Annotated in this window: 22 protein-coding genes and 1 tRNA gene; 9 read left to right on the top strand and 14 right to left on the bottom strand. The window is 33.7% G+C overall.

Annotated features, from left to right (window positions below; genetic code table 11):
- Positions 1 to 8 precede the first annotated feature (8 nt).
- The 9 genes from HCQ94_RS05875 to HCQ94_RS05915 form a co-directional block, all read right to left on the bottom strand.
- Entirely contained in the window at positions 9 to 1,286 is a 1,278-nt protein-coding gene (locus tag HCQ94_RS05875; protein ID WP_166978317.1) for a histidine--tRNA ligase, read from the bottom strand.
- A 348-nt stretch (positions 1,287 to 1,634) separates the two neighbouring features.
- The gene (locus HCQ94_RS05880; protein WP_166982607.1) at positions 1,635 to 2,837 is read right to left on the bottom strand and encodes a DNA polymerase III subunit delta'; all 1,203 of its coding nucleotides are present in this window, start codon (positions 2,835 to 2,837) and stop codon (positions 1,635 to 1,637) included.
- Positions 2,834 to 3,454, bottom strand: a complete 621-nt coding sequence (tmk, locus tag HCQ94_RS05885; protein WP_166978313.1) for a dTMP kinase — start codon at positions 3,452 to 3,454, stop codon at positions 2,834 to 2,836. Before tmk ends, HCQ94_RS05880 begins: the two co-directional genes overlap by 4 nt.
- A gap of 41 nt (positions 3,455 to 3,495) precedes the next feature.
- Complete coding sequence (gene topA, locus HCQ94_RS05890; RefSeq protein WP_166982608.1) at positions 3,496 to 6,162, bottom strand: type I DNA topoisomerase; 2,667 nt, start codon at positions 6,160 to 6,162, stop codon at positions 3,496 to 3,498.
- Positions 6,163 to 6,321: 159 nt separating this feature from the next.
- On the bottom strand, positions 6,322 to 7,989 hold the full coding sequence (locus tag HCQ94_RS05895; protein WP_166982610.1) for a methyltransferase: 1,668 nt from the start codon (positions 7,987 to 7,989) through the stop codon (positions 6,322 to 6,324).
- A 232-nt stretch (positions 7,990 to 8,221) separates the two neighbouring features.
- Positions 8,222 to 8,488, bottom strand: a complete 267-nt coding sequence (locus HCQ94_RS05900; RefSeq protein WP_166982612.1) for a hypothetical protein — start codon at positions 8,486 to 8,488, stop codon at positions 8,222 to 8,224.
- Between the two features lie 165 nt (positions 8,489 to 8,653).
- Positions 8,654 to 9,535 (bottom strand): anaerobic ribonucleoside-triphosphate reductase activating protein, encoded by an 882-nt coding sequence (locus HCQ94_RS05905; protein ID WP_232525722.1) that lies wholly within the window; start codon positions 9,533 to 9,535, stop codon positions 8,654 to 8,656.
- Positions 9,536 to 9,658: 123 nt separating this feature from the next.
- Positions 9,659 to 11,494, bottom strand: a complete 1,836-nt coding sequence (locus tag HCQ94_RS05910; protein ID WP_166978305.1) for a ribonucleoside triphosphate reductase — start codon at positions 11,492 to 11,494, stop codon at positions 9,659 to 9,661.
- Between the two features lie 362 nt (positions 11,495 to 11,856).
- A complete protein-coding gene (locus HCQ94_RS05915; RefSeq protein WP_166982614.1) occupies positions 11,857 to 12,735 on the bottom strand; it encodes a phosphatase PAP2 family protein in 879 nt (292 codons plus the stop codon).
- Between the two features lie 293 nt (positions 12,736 to 13,028).
- Between HCQ94_RS05915 and HCQ94_RS05920 the strand changes: the two genes are divergently transcribed.
- The 7 genes from HCQ94_RS05920 to HCQ94_RS05950 are packed head-to-tail and all read left to right on the top strand — an operon-like array spanning position 13,029 to position 17,612.
- Positions 13,029 to 14,129 carry a P-loop NTPase family protein gene (locus HCQ94_RS05920; RefSeq protein ID WP_166982616.1) on the top strand — a complete coding sequence of 367 codons (1,101 nt, stop codon included), beginning with the start codon at positions 13,029 to 13,031 and terminating at the stop codon, positions 14,127 to 14,129.
- Between the two features lie 43 nt (positions 14,130 to 14,172).
- On the top strand, positions 14,173 to 15,345 hold the full coding sequence (locus HCQ94_RS05925) for a TadA family conjugal transfer-associated ATPase (RefSeq protein WP_166982618.1): 1,173 nt from the start codon (positions 14,173 to 14,175) through the stop codon (positions 15,343 to 15,345).
- Positions 15,326 to 15,982, top strand: a complete 657-nt coding sequence (locus HCQ94_RS05930) for a hypothetical protein (RefSeq protein ID WP_166978297.1) — start codon at positions 15,326 to 15,328, stop codon at positions 15,980 to 15,982. Before HCQ94_RS05925 ends, HCQ94_RS05930 begins: the two co-directional genes overlap by 20 nt.
- A gap of 52 nt (positions 15,983 to 16,034) precedes the next feature.
- Positions 16,035 to 16,535, top strand: coding sequence for a type II secretion system F family protein (locus HCQ94_RS05935; protein ID WP_166982620.1), 501 nt, complete (start codon positions 16,035 to 16,037; stop codon positions 16,533 to 16,535).
- Between the two features lie 18 nt (positions 16,536 to 16,553).
- Positions 16,554 to 16,790, top strand: coding sequence for a DUF4244 domain-containing protein (locus HCQ94_RS05940; protein WP_166978293.1), 237 nt, complete (start codon positions 16,554 to 16,556; stop codon positions 16,788 to 16,790).
- Position 16,791: 1 nt separating this feature from the next.
- The gene (locus HCQ94_RS05945) at positions 16,792 to 17,226 is read left to right on the top strand and encodes a hypothetical protein (protein WP_166982622.1); all 435 of its coding nucleotides are present in this window, start codon (positions 16,792 to 16,794) and stop codon (positions 17,224 to 17,226) included.
- A gap of 11 nt (positions 17,227 to 17,237) precedes the next feature.
- On the top strand, positions 17,238 to 17,612 hold the full coding sequence (locus HCQ94_RS05950) for a hypothetical protein (protein WP_166978289.1): 375 nt from the start codon (positions 17,238 to 17,240) through the stop codon (positions 17,610 to 17,612).
- Positions 17,613 to 17,668: 56 nt separating this feature from the next.
- On the opposite strand, the gene HCQ94_RS05955 is transcribed toward HCQ94_RS05950, so the two are convergent.
- The 4 genes from HCQ94_RS05955 to HCQ94_RS05970 form a co-directional block, all read right to left on the bottom strand.
- Entirely contained in the window at positions 17,669 to 18,718 is a 1,050-nt protein-coding gene (locus HCQ94_RS05955) for an NAD(P)-dependent alcohol dehydrogenase (protein ID WP_166978287.1), read from the bottom strand.
- A gap of 344 nt (positions 18,719 to 19,062) precedes the next feature.
- Positions 19,063 to 19,136 (bottom strand) — tRNA-Pro (locus HCQ94_RS05960).
- Between the two features lie 65 nt (positions 19,137 to 19,201).
- A complete protein-coding gene (locus HCQ94_RS05965) occupies positions 19,202 to 20,233 on the bottom strand; it encodes a metallophosphoesterase (protein ID WP_166982624.1) in 1,032 nt (343 codons plus the stop codon).
- 111 nt (positions 20,234 to 20,344) lie between these two features.
- Positions 20,345 to 22,513: a transglycosylase domain-containing protein gene (locus tag HCQ94_RS05970; protein ID WP_166978283.1), complete on the bottom strand. Its 2,169-nt coding sequence runs from the start codon at positions 22,511 to 22,513 to the stop codon at positions 20,345 to 20,347.
- A 127-nt stretch (positions 22,514 to 22,640) separates the two neighbouring features.
- Here HCQ94_RS05970 and HCQ94_RS05975 point away from each other — a divergent pair, with 127 nt between their 5' ends.
- Together HCQ94_RS05975 and HCQ94_RS05980 are read left to right on the top strand one after the other, a co-directional pair.
- Positions 22,641 to 22,808, top strand: a complete 168-nt coding sequence (locus HCQ94_RS05975) for a DUF4177 domain-containing protein (protein WP_166978281.1) — start codon at positions 22,641 to 22,643, stop codon at positions 22,806 to 22,808.
- Positions 22,809 to 22,878: 70 nt separating this feature from the next.
- Positions 22,879 to 23,304, top strand: coding sequence for a RidA family protein (locus HCQ94_RS05980; RefSeq protein WP_442858908.1), 426 nt, complete (start codon positions 22,879 to 22,881; stop codon positions 23,302 to 23,304).
- A 197-nt stretch (positions 23,305 to 23,501) separates the two neighbouring features.
- Here HCQ94_RS05980 and HCQ94_RS05985 read toward each other — a convergent pair whose 3' ends face one another.
- A complete protein-coding gene (locus tag HCQ94_RS05985; protein WP_232525723.1) occupies positions 23,502 to 24,104 on the bottom strand; it encodes a Crp/Fnr family transcriptional regulator in 603 nt (200 codons plus the stop codon).
- Positions 24,105 to 24,124 lie beyond the last annotated feature (20 nt).

Below are 24,124 nucleotides of genomic sequence, written 5' to 3' on the forward strand. Positions count from 1 at the left end.
TACATATGTTACCTAGATAGTTCTTTGAAAGAGATTTTTCCAACAGAATCTGAATCTGTAAAATCAAATTCACGGATATCTAAAACCAATTTACACCCTTCAGATGTCAAACGTTCAAAGAAATTAGCGTTCAATTTTCTAGGCGGTTTAACAAATACAGGAATAATACTATCTTGCATAACAATTTCACGAATTTTAAACATATCTTTATAAGAAATATTGTCGCTATACAAGACTGCACATTTTTCAGCTGACTCATCGTTTAAATCAACTAAATCGATGATTCTTTCAAATCCTATTGAAAAACCACAAGCTGGAACATCTTTTCCTAGCCATTTTCCAATCATTTTATCGTAGCGACCTCCACCAGCTACTGATGAAGAAAAATCGTCATGTACTACCTCAAAAATTGGACCTGTGTAATATCCCATACCGCGTACTAAACTAATATCAAAAACAATTTTAGCTTGCGGTAAAACTTCATTTACTGTCTCTACAATTTTTGGTAAATCATATAAGTTTATACTCTTACCGTTAAAGGTAATTTCATCTTTACCAACAATGTTTGTAGTATTTCTTAGCTCTTCTACAGCATCTACTAAAAGCGTACACTGAGTTTGAGAAAGTAGCTCTTTAGAAACTATTTCTTCAGAAACGCCATCCCTACCAATCTTATCCCATTTATCTAGGCTAATTAAAACATCGCCACACTTTTGTTCTTCAACATCAAATGCAAGCAATAGGTCACGAAGTATGCGTCTGTCATTCAAATGCAAAGTAACTTTGTTTTCCATTTTCAAAGCTTTAAAAGCAGACAAAGTTGCAATTATCAGTTCAATCTCAGCAAGAACAGACTCTTCACCTAAAATATCAATATCACATTGACGGAATTGACGATACCTACCTTTTTGTGGACGCTCAGCACGCCAAACAGGGCCAGTTTGTAATACTCTAAAAACTTTCGGCAATTCACTAGCATGTGAACTATAAAAACGGCTCAAAGGCAAAGTTAAGTCGTACCTTAAACCTAAATCTGCAGCTTCTGAAACTCTTATATCTGCGTCCTTATCAAGACCTCGCTTCATGATTTCAAATAGCATTGACTCATTGTCGCCACCTTGATTTGACTTTAAACGAGTAATTATTTCAACTGCAGGTGTTTCAATCTCATCGAATCCAAATTTCTTATATGTATTTTTGATTATATTTAATACATATTCGCGTTTTGCTTGTTCTTGAGGAAGAATATCACGCATTCCTCTTGCGGGTGATACTGTATTAGCCATGCTAAAATTTTATCAAAATTATGCGAATTTTTAAAAGTCTTATAAAACAGTAGCACTAAGGTAACTACTATATTTTCTCCTCAACAGCAAATATAGTAGTAGTAACAATAACTGCTGGTAGTAGTTTGGCAGTACTATAAAATACGGTTACCTAACCTGTTCGTTTAATTAGTCTATGTATAACAAAACAAATTTTGTTTTACCATCATATAGAAACAGCTAATTTATGCAATTACGTTATTTAACAGATTCCTTATGTATCTACTCGTAAAGTAAGCTTTAAAATATTAGATAATCGTAAAAATCTCATAAATCTTCAAAGCAAAGTCAGTAAAAGTTATAGTTAGTTTATTCTTCAAATGCTTGTGGTCTCAAAGAAACTACTAATGATTCTATAACTAAAAGCGGGCTAACATTAGACTGTAGTCTAAGTCTGGCTTTCGAGATACTTTCCATACGCGCAAGCGTTTGCTCAAAACTACTTTCGGCTGCAATGCTTTCAATATCCACTTTTAAATCAATATTTATTATATTTACATTTGATTTAAGCTGACATACTAATACATCACGGTACAGACCTAGTAAATCTATAAAAATCCTATCTAAATTATCTCTTATAGATCTAGTCATACGACGCTTTTGTTCTTCTTCTAGCTGTTTAATCTGAGCATTAAGCTTTAGTGGAACTTTTTCTCCATCTTCAAGGCCCATAGCTTTCAGTAAAGCTGTTTTTTCAGCTATGTTTCTTTCTTCATTTCTTTCGTTAGCGTCTTTTGTGGCTAATTCAAGCAAATCTGCAGCTATAAATACAGCATCCACCACATTTCGAACTTTGATTGGAGAAATAATTAGTTCTCTCCTATTAGCTCGAGCTTGAGGATTTTTAGCGAGGTATCTTGCCATTCCTATGTGTGATTGTGCACATATAACAGCTTGTTTTGCTATGTCGTAATCTATCGAGTCTTTTTCACATAAGAATTTAGTAACAGCTTCAACACTTGGAGTTTTTAAATTCAGGTTTCTACACCTAGATCGAATAGTTACTATTACATCGTTTGGGGTTGGTGAGCATAAAATCCACACTGTTTTAGCCGGAGGTTCTTCTATAGATTTCAGTAGGACATTTGATGTAATTTCAGTCATTCTATCAGCATCTTCAACTATTATAATTCTCCATCTACCTTGGATTGGAGCTTGAGATGCTATAGATACAAGTTCTTGGACCTCTTCCCTATTAATAATTACTTTTTCAGTAGCCATTTGTGTAACGTCTGGATGTGTATTTTTCAGCACCGAAATACACGCTTTACATTCCCCGCAACCATATTCTAACTCTTGATTTTGGTTGTTCATTTGCGGATTTTCACACTGCAAAGCACAAGCAAAGTATTTCGCAGCATTGGATCTGCCAGACCCCGGAGGTCCTGTTATCAGCCATGCATGTGTCATCGATTGCACAGCTTCAGGGTTATTACTATTGGCTGATTTTACAGCTTTTCTAAGAATATTTACTGCATTGTCTTGATCTATAAGATTGTCCCAAATACTCATTTTAGTCGCTCTTGTACTATTGATATTATTTTTGCGTGTATAGATTCAATTGTATCTTTAGCGTCAATTACTACATAGTTTGAACTATTTTTAGCTTTTCTTATGAAAAAGTTTCTAACTTGCTTGTGAAATTCTATAGGTTGGTTTTCTATATTATCCTTTTTACCTTTAATCATATTTTCTTCTGGAATAATATCTAAAACTATTACTAAGTCAGGTTTTAAATTATCAGTTGCCCATACATTTAAATCTTCTATTACTCGTTCACGTAGGTTTCTACCATATCCTTGATAAGCAATTGAGGAATCAATATATCTATCAGATATTACAATCTGACCATTTTCTAAAGCTGGCCTTATTTTTGTGTTTACATGATGTGCTCTATCCGCCGCATATAGTAATGCTTCTGTCTTTGGATTTATATACTCGCCATGTAATATAATTTCACGTATCTGAGCACCTAGTTGTGTGCCTCCAGGTTCTCTGGTTAGTACTACGTCACGTCCTTGTTTTGTTAACCAATTTTTCAACAATTCCGCTTGAGTGGTCTTACCTGCCCCATCTCCTCCCTCTATAACTATAAAAAGAGAAGAAAATTTATTTTCCTGCTCATTCACCAGATTATCTTTCGTCCGCGAATTTTCTAATAATTTGCAATTTATTTTTTAGCTGTTGTTTTCTTAGATGTTTTCGCCGTTTTCGTTGTCTTGGCTGTTTTTGCTGTCTTAGTCGACTTAGCTTTAGTTGCCCTAGTTGCTTTTTTCTTCACTGTCCCTTTAGCTCTTTTATCAGCTAACAACTCATAAGCGCGTTCTGGAGTTATACCTTCTATTGTTTCTGTCTTAGGCACAGTAACATTTGTAGTTCCATCGGTAATGTATGGGCCAAAACGACCATCTTTGATTTTAACAGGTTTTTCACTAGCAGGATCTGTTCCTAATTCTTTTAATACTGAGACACTTGTTCTTCTCTTTGAAACCTTAGGTTGTTCTAGCAAAGTTAAAGCTTCCTCTAGAGTAAGAGTAAATATTTGCTCTTCAGTTTCTAGAGTACGAGTATCAGATCCACATTTAATGTACGGACCAAAACGACCATTTTGAGCAGTAATTACTTCCTTATCAGAATCCCTTACCCCTATTTCTCTTGGTAGTTTTAGCAAATTCACAGCTTGTTCTAAAGTAATAGTATCTAAAGTCATGCTCTTGAATAATGATGCTATGCGTGGTTTTTCTTTACTTTCTTCTGGCAATACTTCCGTAACGTAAGCACCGAAACGACCATTTTTAGCTATAATTTCCAGATTAGTTTCTGGGTCAACACCTAATGTTTTGCCATCTTGCGCTGACATTTCAAATAGTTCTTTAGCTTTTTCTTCGGTAAGTTCATCTGGAGCAATATTTTCAGGTACAGATGCTCGTTTTTCTTCGTTGTTTACTTCTTGAATATATGGACCGAAACGACCGACACGCAATTCTATATCACTACTTATTTTTACAGTATTTATTTCTCTAGCGTCAATGTCACCTAGATTTTCAACACTGGTATGTAAACCATGCTTACTACCATCGCCATAATAGAAGTCTTTCAGCCATGATGTTCCAATTTGTTCACCTTGCGCGATTTTATCTAAATCATTTTCCATTTGTGCAGTGAAATCATAATCGACCATTTCGGCAAGATTCTCTTCAAGAAGTTTAACTACTGAAAAAGCCAACCAGCTAGGAACTAAAGCCTGAGCTTTTTTGAAAACGTAACCTCTGTCTATGATTACGGAAATGATTGAAGCATATGTTGATGGACGACCAATTCCATGTTCTTCTAAAGTTTTAACTAGTGAAGCTTCTGTGTATCTTGGTGCTGGAGTTGTAGTGTGCGTTAATACGTTTACATCAAGTATCTCCAAGACATCATTGATATTTAATGCAGGCAACTCACTTAGATCATTGTCAGATCCATATCTTGCTGCATCTTTGCCTTCTTCATAAGCATTCAAGAAGCCTTTTTGGTGTATAACAGTACCTGAAACTGTAGATATACATTGTTTATCAGCAACATCAGTCGATAATACCAAGGTATTAGTAGTACCTTTTACATCTACCATTTGTGAAGCTATTGTTCGCTTCCAAATTAAATCATATAGGGCATACTGTTGTTTCTCTAGTACACCTTCTAGTTCTTGTGGAGTTCTGAAATATTCACCAGCTGGACGTATAGCCTCGTGAGCCTCTTGAGCTCCTTTAGTTTTTTTAGTATATACTCTTGGAGTTTTTGAAACGTTTTCAGATCCATACAACTCTTTTGCTTGTATTCTTGCAGCCTTAACAGCCTGCTCCGATAAAGCTGTTGAATCAGTACGCATATAGGTAATGTAACCATTTTCGTATAGCGACTGCGCTACTCGCATTGCTTCTCGTGAGTTCATATGCAGTTTACGTGAAGCTTCTTGTTGTAAAGTCGATGTGGTAAATGGAGCAGCTGGGTGTCTAGTGTATGGTTTAGTCTCTATATCTTCGACTTTAGTAGGCTTATTTTTTAGCTGTTCAGCTAAATCTTCAGCTTGCTCTTGATTTAATACTAGAACATTATTTTTCTCAGCAGCACTAGTCAAAGTACCTTGATCGGTAAAATCACGACCTGTAGCTATCTTCTGTTCATTTACTTTTACTAGTTTAGTTTTAAAACCAATGTTGTTATTTTCAAAACTTATCTCAATACCGGAATAATTCATTGGTTTGAAAACCATACGTTCACGTTCACGTTCAACAATTAAACGTGTTGCAACTGATTGCACACGGCCTGCTGACATTCCTGGTTTAATTTTTCGCCAAAGCAGAGGGGAAACTTCATACCCTACTAGACGATCTAAAATTCTACGCGTTTCTTGAGCATCAACTAAGTTCTCATTAATTTGTCGAGTATTTTCTAAAGCATAAGCTATAGCTTCTTTTGTAATTTCGTGAAATACCATTCGGTAAACAGGAATTTTAGGTTTCAGCACTTCTAATAAGTGCCAAGCAATTGCTTCACCTTCACGGTCCTCATCAGTTGCCAGATATAGTTCTTTGGCTTCTTTCAAAGCTTTTTTAAGCTCTGCAACTTTCTTTTTCTTATCCGAATCTACAACATAATAGGGTTCAAAAGTTTCAATGTTAACAGCAAATTTTCCGTATGGACCTTTTTTCATCTCATCAGGTAATGAAGATGGCTGTGGTAAGTCTCGTATATGTCCGATAGAAGCTTCGACTCTGTACTCTGCACCTAAGTATGACGATATTGTGCGAGCTTTAGCAGGAGACTCTACTATGACCAATTTTGTTTCGGACAATTCTACCACCCGTTTATGTTTCTCAATTTGTTCCAAGTTTATTGTATGTTATTTATGTTTTTGCGTGAAGTAAATACAACATACTTTGCTATAAACAATATTTATGCGTATATCTTTCTTTATAACACAAAATTAAAGTTATTGAAAAACTATTACTATTTAAATAACTTCTAAAAATCCTTCTATTAGTGAAGTCTCTATGAAGTTTGCTATTTCTTCTATTATTCCATTAAGGATATTTTCTTTTTCTGTATCTGCATTGAATTGACTATCATCACTCTCATTATTATTTTGTGTAACTAATAGATACGCTATTGCTTCACATATTTGGCTTGCAGTTAATTCTCCGTCACAAGCTCCAATAAATGCAGCTTCCAAAGAAGTTAACTGTTTTTTCCTACCTAGACTTCCACCTTGCACCATGTATATCGAATGTGGGTCACTTTGCCCTGGAATATAATATCTTTCTTCCGTAACATGAGATGGTCTTAGATATTTGTAATCAAATATGTCACGGCTTGAGTTTTTCCTTATTTTGAATAAATTTTCTTTTGCTACCAGAGTTTTTAGAACTACTTCACCAGTAGGCTGATGTAAGTATTGGATTCCATTCTCTATTTTTTTCCAAACAGTTTCAGTGCCCTTAGATTTTTGTAATATGAAATACCCAAAAGATATATTCTCAATATTTCGATTTTTGAAATCTTCTAGCCACAAACAATACTTATTTTCGTATTCTTCTTTCGAATTTTTCAAACTTTGAGCGTCATCCATCCATAATTTAACATATTCTTCAGGTGTTTGTTCTTGACGTTTAATAACCCATATATCTGTATTATTAGGTATAGCTTTTAGTAGCTTATTTTCGTGTTTATCATCAAACTTAGGTAAATCATATCTTTCTTCCCAATTTCCCAAGAATGTAGCTATACCCTTTTCTTTTAGAAATGCTGACACATTACTGATAAAGTGCATTAATAAGTCATCATTTTTCATTCCACCGTCACGGTAAGTGTACTTATTATTTTTACGCACTTGCTCAGCAGTTATTACAAAAGGCGGATTAGAAACTATTAAATCAAATTTACAATCCAAGTTCTCAAGTGGTTCAAACAAAGACCCGCAAATTGTTGTAATTTCAACATCATTTAAAACAGCATTATAATTCGTATACATTAGTGCTTTTTCACTAATATCCGTAGCATAAGTTTCATAACCTAGCTTAGCCAGTATCAATGCTTGTATACCGCTTCCACATCCGATGTCTACTGCTGTGGGGTTATCTATATTTTCGTCAAAATACTGCCTAAAAGCGTTATCTTTGATAATCATTTTCGCCAAACTTTTACTAGCTCCACCTATACTCATAACATATTCGTTATCAATATTGCTATTAGTAGATATGCGTTTTAAATCTGATATTACATAAATTGGAACTGTATCTTTGTTATTTTCAAGATTGTAACAACTAATATTTATTTTTGGAGAAAAGTAAACACTGTCTTGTAAATTACCATCTAAATCTAGATTCTTATCTGAAACATCAAAATACTCTATAAAGTTATGTTCAAGTAAAGCAACAAAAATAGTTTCACCTAATAAATTCTGTAACTCACTAGCAGTAGTTTCTTTACCGAGTAAGAAAAACTTATAAAAGATATTTTCGGAAGAAGAATTTTCAGACAATTTCATTAGAGCTGGAATACGATTCTCTAGAACATACTGATTGTAAGCATTCATACCCACAATACTTTTAAAGTGAAAGTCGCTTATTTCCAGTTCTCTTAATCTATTACCTAATTGCCTAAACAATTCAAGATTTTCCATAACTACCCTTTACCTTACTTAACTCCAAATTTTCGTGTGTACTAACTTGTATTTTATTCTAACAATATGAGTTTAGACATAAAAAATTACTTTTAAAAATGTGGATAACTTAGAACAAAATGAAAAACCCTTAGAAATACAACAAATATCTACACTTAGTTATACACAAGTTTAAAAACCCAGTGTTTCACATGAAACATAGCAATAAAGCAAGGTAGTATTATCCGAAATTTTAGCTCTTAATAGACTTAGATAATGCTATTATCACAACGCCTAATAGGATAGAAATTGAGACGAATTGTAAGCTAAACAAACCCATTAATTGTTCAGATAAGAAAGAGATGACCAAAGCTAAAGGCTTTGAAGAACCCGTCTGAAATTCTGCCCAAGATATAATATATGGACTTGCTATTTGAAAAGCAAAATGTAATAAATAAGCGATAACACCAAATATAACTACTCTTTTGCCAACTTTTTCTACAACATCTTTATCAAACATATTTCCTCCTTGAAACATATTTTCACAATAACTTTAATTATAGAACACTTCCTAAAATAACCTCACACAAAAATGTTATTTTCCAAAAACTTAACTACTTACAATTTAAAACTAAATAAACACATATTCATTAAACATAAGTTAAGTTTCAGCCAGCTTTCCCAACTAACTCGCACGTAAATGAAAAACGTCAAACGGCAAACTCTCAACTTGCTTACCTATCTCTAAAAACTCTTCATCCCAACCAACAGCACTTGCCACAAAATCTTCAGGAGCCCCTTCTTGACGGGCTTGTTGTAAAGCAAAGTTTCTAACACCCATCTCTGAACATTTTTTAGCTATATCAAAAGCTGTAGAACTAGTAATAGAATTAGGAAAAACTGTCAGCCTAACTTCGTAATCAACATTAGAATCTAACACAATTTTCAAACTCTCATAAGCTTTCAAACCAGCATTAGCTCTACCTACTACCTCAGAATAATCCTGAGGCAAAGCTTTTACATCTATCCCTACCCAATCAACATATTCAACCAGTTTTGCTAATTTTTTAGGATAAGCTCCAGCCGTATGCAGCCCCACACTAAAGCCCATATTTTTTACTTCTTTTATTGCGCAAAGCAAAGATTCTTGTCTAGTAGCCTCACCGCCAGAAAAAACTACCCCATCAAGCAAACCATTTCGTTTTTCCAGCAACTGTAATACATCACCAAAGGGAATTTGCCCCGGTTTTCTAGGGTCCAAAATATCAAAATTATGACAGTAAACACACCGCCAAGGGCAACCCTGTAAAAACAAGGTGCAACATATTTTCCCTGGCCAATCAACAGTAGACATAGGGACCATACCTGCTATAGATAAAGAATATGAGCTATCTATACCCGCAGTATCTTCTGATAAAACTTTTGAAGTTTCACCTAAACTTTTAAAAGAAAGAGAGTTTAACAAATCTTTATCACCTATATAATTGGTAGAATTTGCAGCATTCTCAACACCTACCACGCTCTCTTTTCTAACAAATATATTACTACTTGATAAAAATTTCTTCATAATGACAATATTCTTATTCGAACAGTAAAAAATGAGTTTAAACTTTAGACAAACTGAAATAATCTATTATTTACACCTACGTAAAAACAAAGAATTGGGGCCAAACACTGACCCCAATCGACATTAACTAACCAAAGCTTCACGAGCCTTTTCTTCAACAAACATTTGTCTTTCGGCGTATTCACCCTTCTTACCAATATTGAATGAAGATACTGGTCTGAAGTAACCCATAACACGCGTCCAAACTTCGCACTCCCTAACGTTATTAGGATCATTTGCCGCACATTTAGCACAAGTCTTATGTTCACCAGCCAAATATCCATGAACAGGACACACTGAAAACGTTGGAGTAATAGTGATATATGGTATACGGAAATTAGTCAAAGCTCTTTTCACAATTTCCTTACAAACCGCACTTTCACTGATTCTTTCACCCATATACAAATGCAAAACTGTGCCACCTGTGTATTTCGTCTGTAGTTCCTCTTGTCTACTTAAAGCCTCAAATGGATCTTGAGTAAAAGCAACTGGCAGTTGTGAGGAGTTCGTATAGTATGGTTGATCGGATGTTCCTGCTTGAATAATGTTAGGGAACCTCTTCTTGTCTTCCTTAGCAAAACGGTAAGTAGTACCTTCAGCTGGGGTTGCTTCTAAATTATACAAGTGCCCCGTTTCTTCTTGGAAATCAACCATTTTTTCACGTATATGATCTAGAATACGTACACACATTTTATGACCATATTCATCTGTAATATCATATTCACCCAAAGTAAAGTTACGTACCATTTCATTCATGCCGTTAACACCAATAGTGGAAAAATGGTTATCTAATGTACCTAAATAACGTTGTGTAAATGGGAATAGACCACTATCAATGTGTTCTTGAATTACAACACGCTTCTTTTCTAAGGTACTTTTTGCTAATTCCAATAAATAGTCAAGTTTTTCAATTAAAGCTTTTTCGTCATGTGCGTGAATATATCCGAGTCTTGCCATATTTACAGTTACGACACCAACCGATCCTGTTTGTTCAGCTGACCCAAATAGTCCATTGCCACGTTTTAACAATTCACGTAAATCTAGTTGCAGACGACAACACATTGAACGGATCATGCCTGGTTCTAACTCTGAGTTAATGAAATTTTGGAAATATGGAAGTCCGTATTTTGCCGTCATCTCAAAGAGCAAATCAGTATTTTCATGTTCCCAGTTAAAGTCTTTAGTAATGTTGTATGTAGGGATTGGGAATGTAAAAACTCTACCCTCAGCGTCTCCCTGTGTCATTACTTCCATGTAAGCCCTATTAATCATATCCATTTCTTCTTGGAGATCACCATAGGTAAAGTCACACATCTTACCGCCAATAAACGGCTTTTCATCTTTCAAATCCTCAGGGCATACCCAGTCGAAAGTCAAGTTAGTGAATGGTGTTTGAGTTCCCCATCTGCTTGGAACGTTCAAATTGTAAATCAACTCTTGTATTGCTTGTAAAACTTCTTTATATCCAAGATTATCTAGCCTAATATATGGTGCCATATATGTGTCAAACGAAGAAAATGCTTGCGCACCAGCCCATTCATTTTGCAAAGTACCTAAGAAATTGACAATTTGTCCAACTGCAGATGATAAGTGCTTTGGAGGATTAGCCGCAATCGCTCCAGAAACTCCATTAAATCCTTGTTGTAACAAAGTTTTTAGCGACCAGCCAGCACAGTAACCTGCAAACATATCCAAGTCATGTATATGGTAATCAGCGTTTCTGTGAGCCATTCCTTCTTCAGGTGTATAAATATGAGACAACCAGTAATTTGCTATCATTTTTCCAGAAGTATTTAGCATTAATCCACCAAGTGAGTATCCTTGGTTAGCGTTAGCGTTGACTCTCCAGTCGCTTCTATCTAAATATTCTTCAATTGCCTCTATCGGATTTACAAAAGGTTTGTTGCCATCGGTGTTCATTTTCAATTTTCCCCATATAAATTTTTATTTTCACTTAGTGCACTAATCAAATACTTTATACCTTTTTAAAGTTTTTTCAACTATATATTGGGGTTATTTTTAAAAGAAGTACCATATATTGGGGGAGTTCTGTTTTGCAACTCTAAAACCCTTATGTTTTCAATGTTTAAGTTTTAAGAAACTTTTTTGTGACATTTTTCATTCTTGCGTGTCAAAATAAACTAAAACCAGGTATTTTAAAAGAAACAAAATATTCCATAAAATTAGTAAAACAAAAATTACTTAAATAATAAACATTTAAAAGTAAACAATACAACTCAAATATTTTCTTATACAAATAACGACAAAATCTAAAAAAATAATTACTTCAAAACAACACTTTTCAAAAGTAAATTCGTATTAAATATAGACACCCCAAGTACTACAAATAATTTGACTAAAACAGACAATACTGTAAAGGAAGAAGTTGAAACTAGCTTCATAAAACGTAGGGGATCATCAGCAAGATTATACAAACTGGAGTAAAACATAAAGTACAAAATAGCTAAAACAAATACGCTTAATCCTAAAAGAATCCAAGTAAATGTCCATTGCGTTCGTAAGGAAACAAAATTAGTTTTCTCATTGAAATCAGACAGAAATACATATTGATTCTTAGAAAAAAGTTGTCGCACAAATACAACAAACATAAATATTGAAGTTGTCAGCAAAATAGATCCCACAACATCAGATAGTCTATGCCACTGCGCCACACAAACAGCCATGCCAAAAAACACCATGAATACAACAGCGAAAATCTTAAAAAGTTTCTTGAAAGCTACGGGAACTATAAGCATAAATCCTAGCATCACCGAGGTTACAAGAGTCATATGTCCTGAGGGATACGAGTTTTTGAAGACATACAAAACAGCATAATCTGGACGTTGCAAAATATAGTGTTTAAATATTTGAGTAGCCACGTTTGAGAAAATAATTGCAGTTACAATATAAGCAACATCTACATATTTTTTCTTTGCAACACCAACGATAACTATAAGAATTATTGTGACTATTACAACAAACTCAGTAGTTTCAGTAAGTAAAAAGTACGAGAAATTTTTGATGTAATTAGAATAGTCAACTTTGGTATATAAAATTCCTAAGTCAATAACTTGCCCAGGTTTTGTCAAAACTGCTAACCAATATATGAACAAAAAGCACAAAAACAACGATATCGACATTAATAAATTTTTTATACGCATACACTTCCCATAAAAGTTATCCACATTTTTAGAAAATAATAATTTTTTTCTCAAATAGTAGCAGAAAATATGTACATAAATTATATATGAAAGTAGGTATATTTTTGAGCAAAACAGACGAAAAATTTAATATTGGAGTACTGTGCAAGCCGTGTAATGCTTGCGATCACATAAAAACTCTATGTTTATTATTAGGTATAACGATAAAAAATATTACAGATAGAAGAAGTTATAAAAACTCAAATAACAAATGTAATTATGAAACATTCTCAAAAAGTAATTTCCAAGCAATATTGTACCCTTTTCAATCAGGTAAAAATATTTTTTGGAAAATAACTGTAAATAGAAACGAATTATTAAATAAAAACAATATCTATGAGTGTTCTCAAAGCTTTTTCTTACCTAAACACGACAAAGAGCTATTACTATTCATAACTGAGTTAAAGAACGCTTACTATAAAAATAAAATCTCAAATAATTCTTCAAGCTATATAGGAAAGCTAAATTTACTGAAAGCTAACTATAAAGAAAATATAATATTTTTTAGTTCAACAAACACTAGCCTAACAAATAGTTTTCTTTGCTTAGAAGTAGCTAAATTTTTAGCAGATTACGATAAAAGAGTTTGTTTATTAGATCTAACAGTTAGTAATGAAATTGCTTCACTACTGGGAGTAAAATACAAGTTCTCACTATCTGACTTAATAGACGAATATGCGATAATTGACTTTGAAAATTTCTTCCACACAAGCATAAAATATACGTCTGACAAATCTGATAAAGGGGAAATTTATATTGTAGGAAATAACAATATTTGTGATAACTCAATTCAAAACATAAACGCAACAAATAAAAATTTCTTCACAAGACTTTACGAGTATGTAGATTACGTTTTAGTAAATACTGGAATATATGATACTACTATCTCAATTTTATCAAAACAACATAAAGTTATATTATCTGTTAGTGATGAATTTCTAAGCATATCTCATACAGAGCAGATTTTATCTGATACAGAAAATAACAGTTTTTCTCTTTTCGTTTCTTATGCCAAAGAGAACAAAAGTAGTAATCTTTTAAAGATTTTAAGTAAAACAGTTAATAAACCTCTTATATGTTTTGAAGCAACAAACATGGAAAAGTGGAAATTTACAGAAAATATACCTGATAAAAAGTTACACAATACAATGTACTTAAAATTTCATAAATCCATCAAATACTGTAACGAAAAAACATCTAAGAACACTCTTAACTGTAATAAAACCTTACTTCTAAAGAAAATATATAACTATACAAACGATTTAAGTAAGCAATATAAATGCACAGACCCTTTCATAAATGAAAATAGGTTTTCGAAAAAAGAAAAACTATATGCACAAATATGCAACTTATGAAAGTTATCCACAATTTTTCATTTTAAACACTAAGGGTAAAAATATGAGTATAAAATTTTTAACAGATACTCAAAAAGATAATTTTAAGAAAATAGCTGAAAATATAGCTAAAGGACAATCAATTTCTGAAGCTATTAACAATACGCAAAATACACAAGTAAATATATTAAATAAATATAGCTTATATAAATATTCAAAAGATAGCATAGCTGGAATAGAGTACATATCTGATTTTTTACAAGATGAGTCAGTTACAGACATCATGATAAATAACGATGGAAAGATATGGATTGATTGTGATACAGGGATAAAGATGACTGGAAAAACTTTATCAACTACTCAAGTAAAAGAAATTGCCATAAAACTTGCAACAATATGTAATAAGCGATTAGATGAATCTTGCCCGATAGTTGATGGAACTTTACCAAACGGAATACGTTTTAATGCGATTCTAGATCCCATAAGCACAAACGGAACATCTATAAGTCTTAGGATCAAACCAAAAACTGTATTGCCATTTGATGAAGTGTTCTCAATAGACGCTCCACATTTTCAACTAAAAAAGATACTAAGACAAATAGTGAAATCTAAAATTTCTTTTATTGTCAGTGGTGGAACTGGAACAGGTAAAACTACATTAGTATCTACTCTAAGCGAACTATTCGATGAAAAAGAAAGAGTGCTATTTATCGAAGAAGTAAGCGAGCTACTTACAAACCACAAAAATAGCGTATTCTTACAAGCTCGTGCTAAGAATATCGAAGATAAAGGAGAGATTTCACTTTCACAATTAGTCCATACAGCTATGAGAATGAGACCTGACAGAATTATTCTCGGCGAATGCAGAGGAAAAGAAATAGCTGACTTGTTAAATGCTTTCAACACAGGTCATGAAGGAGGAATATGCACAATACACGCTAATAGTGTAAAAGAACTTCCTTCACGAATACTATCTCTAGGAATCTTAGCTAAATTAGATGTTGAAACAATAACTCAGCAAAGTTTAAGTGCAATAAAAATAGCTATACATTTAAGTAGAAAAGAAAAAGAAAATAAAATTCACCGTTGGATTAGCGAAATTGGAGTGTTTAGCATAGAAAATAATAGACTAATTTGCTCTCCGTGCATAAATATTTCACAGGAAGGAAAAGTTACTTTCACCAATGATTGGAAAAAGTTAAAAGAACTAATTAATTATGCTGAAAATAACGATTAGCATACTGTGTTTAGCAGTAATATACACAAAACTAACACAGCTCAAAAAATACCCTAAAAGTAGTAGAAAAATACTAGAAAATATAGCAAATCAATACGAAAAAATCCTTTATAAGGACTTACTTAAAAGAGTTGTAAAAAATACTATATCAACTACTAATTACAAGAATCACTCAGCAATTTTTATATCAGAGCTAATTAGTCGCATTGAATCTGGGGAATTTTTAGAAAAAGCGTGGAATGAGACTCTTAAAAATTTCATATCTAATGGATTTGCAAATAACTCTGAAAAAATAGTAAGTGAGCTACACACTATATGTTGTTTTTGCTCAATTTTAGGGACAAATACGGTAAAAATTCTTTCAGATATTTCAAAGACAATTGAGAAGAAAGAAAAATTAGAAATAAATAAACAAATAGCTATAACTCCAGCAAAAACTACAATAAAAGTATTGTCGTTCCTACCAATATTAGCAATAACTCTAACTTTGTTATTAGGAGTGAATCCTTTTGAAATACTACTTTTCAGTAAGAGTGGAAATATATGCTTATTGCTCGGAGTTGTGTTCTACGTATTTGGACAAATATGGACTAAAAAGTTACTAAAAAACACCATAGTTGATATAAATACGTGGTAGCTATATCACTAAACAGCTTTATTCAACAAATACCTTGACCAGAAAGAATTACATGAAACTAATGGTATTTATTAGAAAACATATAAATAAGTTTCACAATTCAGACAATACAAACAACAGTATTTCGCTTAATCCAGCATTATTTATAGATTTAATTATAGCTGGATTATCGGCAGGAGGATCAATTACAAATATTTTACAAACACTATCAAAAGTAACTAATAATGATGACTTCAGAAAAATAGCGAGAAAAATATTATTAGGATTAGAATGGAAAGATGCTTATAAAAATACTTTTGTAGACTCCAACAAACATTATAAGCGCATACTTGCAACTTTAGAAAATGCTTGGAAAAAAGGGATTTCTCCTACCCAAATGTTAGAAAAAATCAGAGAAGAAATAATAGTATCTGAAGAAAAATCATTACAAGAAAATATTGCAAAACTAAGTACAAAAATTACTCTACCTTTGGGAGTTTGTTACCTACCATCTTTTATATTCTTAGGGCTACTTCCAATAATCATATCAAGTGGTGGAAACATACAATTTTGAAAATATAGAAAGGAAAATATGTATAGTAACAACTTTTTAAAATCCATAAGGAAATATAAAAATAAAGTAGTGGAAAAAATAAATATTCTAAAAAATATAAATTTTCACGATGAATCAGGATCTGCGACGGCAGAATACGCAATTATAGCACTGTGTGCTGTGGCTTTCGCAGGCACACTTTTATCTGTAATTAAAGGGGGTGGAGTTCAAGATATGCTACTGTCAATTATCACTAAAGCATTAGAAATAGTGTGATATGAATAAAGTAATTTCTTGTGTAGTTAAGAAAAACTATTTATTCGTTTACAAAATAAAACTCTTTATAAAAAGACACTTGAAAGCATTTTCAAAAGCTAATTATGCCCATGAAAAAGGTAGCATCACTTTAGAGTCAGCTTTAGTTATGCCAGTAGTAGTTCTAGCTATATGCATAATATTACTTGCAATAAATATTTCAATAAATTATTTGAAAATCCAGGATATGGCGCATTCTTGTGCAACTATCATAAAAAATAATACACCAATACATGAATGCTTAAAATTACCTAAGTCATTCGGAGATGAACAAGTAAAAATTCAAACAAATTCTAAGAATCAATATACTGAGATACTCGTTTCGAAAAAAATATTTTTATTTCCCAACATATCTCCAATAAATTTACGTACAAAATCAATTGTTTATAAAGAATAAGGTAATCTTTGATGAGTAGAATGAAAAAATTTAAAACAGAAGATGGATTTACTACTATACAAAGCGCTTACATGCTACTTTTTTGCACAATTATATTTGTGCTAATAATTGCTTTAGCTAGTTTTTATTATCAAAAACATGAATTAGAAAATAATGTAGAACTAATTAGCCTAAAAGTAGCTAATTTAACAATTAACCAACAAAAAGAATGTGCCAAAGCGCTAAAAGATGCTTTAAAAGAACATAATGCAAGTTTTAAAAACAATATTCAAATTGCTCAATATAAATGTACAGACACATGGGTACAAATAGAAGGCAAGATAACCACTCAAATTTTACAGTTACCCATAACTATAAATGCTACTTCTAGAGCTGGAACTAACTAATATGGGTGTACTTCTAGTAGTAGAAGTACACCCATACAAATACAGATAGTGTAATGTTACTTTTCAAAAGTTGATGTATCAATTACGAAACGGAACATTACATCCCCACTAACTACACGCTCATAAGCTTCATCAACATAATCTACATCTATTTTTTCGATCATAGCTTTTAAGTTATGCTTAGCACAAAAATCTAGCATCTCTTGTGTCTGAGGAATACCACCGATATTAGAACCAGCAATAATTCTGTTACCACCAATAATGGAACCGAAACTAATTTTCTGTGATTCACTAGGCAAAGCAACAACACACATAACACCTTCTACACGTAGAAGACGCAAATACGCATCTAAATCAATATTTGCACTAACAGTATTCAAAATGAAATCGAACTCATTCTTGTACTTATCGAAAAAGCCTTCTTCAGTAGTTGATAGTGTACGTTTTGCTCCAAGTTTTTCAGCCAATTCAGCTTTTCTTAGTGAACGTGACAAAACAGTAACTTCTGCACCCATTGCTGCAGCTATTTGCACAGCCATATGACCTAGACCACCCAAGCCCATAACAGCAACTTTATCCCCTGGCTTTATATTCCAGTTAGAAAGTGGAGAGTAAGTCGTGATACCTGCACATAGCAAAGGTGCAGCATCTTCAAAAGACATATTGTCAGGCAAACGCAAAACTGAACGCTCGTTCACTACGATACCCTGTGAATATCCACCTTGAGTAATAGTTCCATCAATATCAACAGAATCGTAAGTTCCAACACGGCTTACATTACAGAACTGCTCACGTCCACTTTCACAGAATTCACAGCTGCCACAACCGTATACTAAGCAACCTACACCTACACGATCGCCAACTTTGAAACGAGTAACTTTAGAACCTACTTGTGTTACTACACCAGCAATTTCATGTCCAACTGTCAAAGGAAAATGTGCTTCTCCCCATTCGTTTCTAATAGTGTGAATATCGCTATGACAAATGCCAGCAGCTTTAATATCAATATAAACATCATCTTCACGAAGATCACGACGCTGCAAATCACCTACATAAAACTTTTCATGTGGGCCATCTTTCATCAAAGCTTTAACTGTAATACTCATGTTTATCCTTTCGACGCATACGCTTTCATATTATCAGAGCAAAATGTTTTCATTATGCACTTTGATATGATAAGTTCCAGATAAAGTGATATTTTTCACATCTATTTCCTAAAAACCTACACTAATATAAAAATTGTTTCAAACCCATTAATATACTTAACCATTTTTTACCACATTTATTGCAATATTAAAGCTAAATATCACTTAGATAACAAAATTGTAGCATTATAAAATACTTCAAGAAATTTATTCAATTCATAAAACCTAAAAATGACAACAATCTTAATTACAAAAATAACAAATAAAGAACTATAAATATCCAAAAAATAATCTTTGAAAATACGTCGGGATAGCGGGATTTGAACCCACGTCCTCTTCGTCCCGAACGAAGCGCGCTACCAAACTGCGCCATATCCCGTACAAATGCAGACAAAGAAAGTATAAACCTTAAATCAAATACTTTCCACTCATAATACAAATAAACTATCTAGAGGGTAATAAACGAATAATGGACACTTCTGGTGCACATGAAAAACGCAATGGAATCATAGGAGATGTTCCTAAACCAGCACTTATACTAGCATATCCCTTTAAATCATTTACAGACTTAACATTATTAGAAACTACTTCAGAAATATTCTTCCCAGTAACACCAGTTACATAACTGAAAATTTCTTTCAAAGAAAATACTCCACTAGCATATACAGGAGGTAAATCACAATTAGATACCAGAGCTCCAAATAATGGAACGCATAGCTGTCCTCCATGAGTGTGACCAAAACATGACAAGTTACACTCTAAACGCTCAAATTCAGATAACACATTCAAGTACGGAGCGTGCGCTAAACCTATGCGAACAATAGGCTTATCATCATTGGAATCTTCCTCGAAATCTGGATATTCTTCGCTAAACATTCCTCTACCTATGTGAGGATCATCTATTCCTATAAGCTCAATCTTTCCTTGAGGTATAGATAATGTTCCACTAGCATTATTCAAATTAATCCATCCAGCTTCCACAAAGGAGTCTGCTAATCCTTTAGAATCTAGCAAAATATTTTTTTCATTTTCCACTTTTTCAACAGGGCTTTTTATAAAGAAATATTTCAAAGGATTTTTTTTCTTAGGAGCATAATAATCATTAGAACCAAATACAAATGCTCCTGGTAGTTTTAGGAAACGGGACAAAGCAGAAAGAACCTCATCATTAACTTTTTCTGCACCTAAGTTATCTCCAGTAGATAAAACCAAATCTACATCGAATAAATCTATATTATTCAGCCACCTAGCAAGCCATCGAGATTTTTTACCTCGAAAATGTAAATCTGAGATATGCAGTATGTTTACTGCTTCTGATTCTTTAGGCAATATTTTAAGATCATAGTATCTTATTTTTGGATGTCGTGTTTCGTAAAAAGACCACGCAAGACAAGATAAACCAGCTATAACTCCAGTTCCTAATACTTTACCCAAAGTTTTAGTTACTTTTGAACCATTGTTACTGGCACTAGTCATGGCAACCTCAAATCATTCCATTTCATATATACAAAGATAGTAAATTTACTGCAATAATTACTAGTAGTGAGTGATTTTACTTAAATTTTATAACTAGTAATATCACAAAAATTACTCGTCCACATACACGTATTCATAACCTGGAGGTGGAGGAGGAAGATCCGAGAAATCATTCTTCTTCTCTTCGTCTTTCTTTTCCTCGTCCTTATCCTCATCATCCTTATCATCATCACTGTTAGTTTTACCGATATCTGCAGATACAAATCCCGTATTTGGCAAATCTTTCACAATTTGGTTCATATATCCGCTCCATATCCTAGCGCCTAGGGTCTCACCATAGACAACAGGATAGAATCTTCCACCAATAGTAACGTTTATTAGAGGAACATCCCCTTCAGAGTGACCTATCCAAATACCAGTAGCCAGATTAGGTGTATATCCAATAAACCAAAGATTAGTGTTATTATCCGTACTACCTGTTTTAGCAGCAGCTTGACGACCAGCTAAAGGAGCAGAGTAGTTCGCCCATGTCTTATTCAAAACAACATTAGCTTTATCAATTACATTTTCATCGATAACTTGCTTACACGATTGATCAGATAAACGAACTTTTTCACCATCGTGTTTAATGACCTCAACAATAGCTTTTGGCTTGCAATACTTACCTCTAGCAGCAAAAGATGCAAAAGCATTTGTCATATAAAGTGGAGGAACTTCGTTGGAACCTAAAATTGCTGAAGGGTTTGTGCTTATAGGCTTATTATTTCCATGTTTTACACCCATTTTTCCAGCTAAATCTGTAATATTACATAAGTTCATTTTCTGAGCCATAGCCATATACACAGAGTTCAAAGATTGCTTTGTACCTTCAACCACGCTTGTGGCACCATTTGCTCTACCATTAAAGTCTTTAAACGAGTAGTTAGCAGCACTTCCTGGTGCACAAGGAATATTCCAAGCACTAGCAGGATATGAGTATTTTCCACCTACTTTGTCATATCCACCGAAGCCATTATTAAACCACTCAGCTAAACTAAACACCTTGAAAGTAGAACCAGTTTGCTTTCCATATCCACCTCCGTGTGACTGGTCAGCAGCGAAGGAAACCTCCGTAGCAGTAGGGTTTTCTTCAGTCGGACTACCCCAAACAGTATTTTGAGTCATAGCTAATATTTTTCCAGTGCCAGGCTCTACTGATGTAACTGAAACTTTTACATTGGATTTGTCGTTAACTGGCACGACTTTTCTCATTGACTCGAATGCTTCTTCCTGTTTCTTAGGATCTAGCGTAGTTTTGATAGTCAAACCACCGCGTAACAACAATTTACGGCGTTCACCTTCAGTTTTACCCAGCTCCTTAAGCTTTTCAACTTCGTTCACAACGTAAGAACAGAAATATGCCGAATTTCCAGCAGTCGCACAACCTTGCTGGTTATCATGTATGTTTAGCAAATCTTTAACTGGGGTATTTTTTATGCGGTCATAGTCTTCATGAGTTATTTTCTTCTGCTGCAACATGACGCTTGCCACTGTTATTTGTCTAGCTTTAGCATTCTCAGGATTTACGACAGGGTCAAGAGTAACTGGAGATTGCGTTATACCAGCCAATAGAGTGCTTTCGTCCAAAGTCAACTTTTCAGCTGAATGTCCGAAATAGTATTGACTCGCAGCCTCTACACCGTAAACTTTAGCACCGAATGAAGCTATATTTAGATAGCCTTGAAGAATTTCTTTTTTCTTCAGTTTCTTTTCCAAAGCTACCGCATATTTAGCTTCTCTCAACTTTCGTGAAATTGTTGGTTCTACAGCTTTTTTAGCCGCTCTCTCATCACCCTTTTGTATAGCAGTATCTAACAAAGCATTTTTCACATACTGTTGAGTAAGCGTTGATGCACCTTCTAATGACTGTCCTAACAAGTTTCTTACAAAAGCTCGACCCATTCCTTCTATATCCACACCTTTGTGTTCATAGAATCTTTTATCTTCAATAGCCACTATTGCATCTTGAATGTGTTTTGACATTTTACTTATAGGAATAACAATTCTATTTTGAGCATAAAAAGTCGCAATTGTACTTCCATCTGCAGCCAATATAACCGATTGTTGACTTGGAGGCAGAGTTTCTAATTCGGATGGTAGATCTTCAAATACTTCGCTACCTAATTTTACTCCAATTCCCATTGTGGCTAATAAAGGAAAAATTAGCACTAGGAATGATAACCCTAACAATACAGATGTAGTAACAAACTTCATCCATATCGTACTTTTCTGTTCACTCATTTAGTTCCTACGATTTATTTGGCAGAATTCGTACCAAAATATACTCATGCTATATAAAGATTATACTATAACTAGAATTTGAAGAAATTTTCTATCTTTTTTTATAATGATTTTGTATGATTTTCTCATGAAGAAATGGGAATATGTTACTGTACCGTTGCTAATTCATGCAACGAAAGCAATACTCGATCAGTGGGGTGAAGAAGGTTTCGAACTTGTCCAAGTGGTACCAGGCCCTGCCGGTTCTGATAATTTAATCGCATACATGAAAAGGGAAAAATCTGATGAGCTGTAAAAATGGCGAATCCTGTGGCTGCAAATCTAAAGCACAAACTCAGGTTTCTTTAACTCAGCGTTTACAAGAAATGGGATATGAACTTCCTGAAGTTGTCGCCCCGTTAGCTTCCTATGTTCCCGCTGTTTGTTTTGGTCGTACTGTTCATACTTCTGGACAGTTGCCAATACGTAATGGTGAATTAGTTTTCAAAGGTAAGGTTAATTCAGCTGTTTCAAAGGAAGAAGCATACGAATGCGCTAAGCAATGTGCGTTAAATGCACTGGCAGCTGCTGCTCGTTTGGTTGGCGGGCTTGATATGATTAACGATGTTGTAAAAGTCACAGGTTTCGTAAATAGCGAAAGTGACTTTACTGAGCAACCTGCTGTAATTAACGGAGCCTCAGATTTCTTTGGCGAGTTGTTTGGACGAGGACATGCTCGTAGTGCTGTTGGTGTGGCTGCTTTGCCACTTGATGCACCTGTTGAAGTTGAGGTTATTTTTTCAATTAGATAGAAATTTTAACTAAAGGGCTTTGTAACGCTTACAAGGCCCTTTTTGTTTACGAGTTTTTAGTGTTTTATAAAAAGAATAAGTATTATACATCCACAGATAGCTATACCCAACTAACTAGGTAAGTAGATAAGGGCAGGTTAGAGTATAAAGGTATAGTTCCGCTCATAAACCCATGAATTTTTGAATTAATTTTATTATTATCTTGTGCGATAACGTAATTTTTCTTCATCCAATATAGTAACTGATCGAATTCCTAGTTTTACCCACCCACGAGTAACAAACTCTGCTAAAGCCCTGTTAACTGTTTCTCGTGAAGCTCCCACTAATTGTGATAGTTCTTCTTGAGTTAAATCATGTTTAACGAAAATAGTTTTTTCGTCTACTTGTTCTCCAAAACTATCAGCTAAATGTAATAATGCTTTTGCAACTCTTCCCGGTACGTCGTAGAACACAAAGTCGCTTAAACTTTCATCAGTTTTACGTAAGCGGTTAGCTAATATTTGTAACATATTTTGCGAAATACGAGGATACCTATCCAATACTAATCGCAAATCATCATATTTTATGCTGCAATATCTAACTGATGTCAATGCAATAGCCGAAACAGAATGAGGCCTTGGATCGAATAGTGCAACTTCACCTAGAAACTCTTTAGACCCTATGACACTGACCAGATTTTCTCTACCATCAGAAGTGGACGAAACAAGTTTCAACTTCCCTTTCAGGATTACAAAAAAATCATCACTTTCATCACCTGATTTGAATAATGGTTTTCCTTTAGGTAAAACCTTATCTTGCATCAGTATATAGATCTCTTTAC

It is taken from the genome of Actinomyces sp. zg-332 (genome assembly GCF_011751945.2).
Taxonomy (GTDB): Bacteria; Actinomycetota; Actinomycetes; order Actinomycetales; family Actinomycetaceae; genus ZJ293.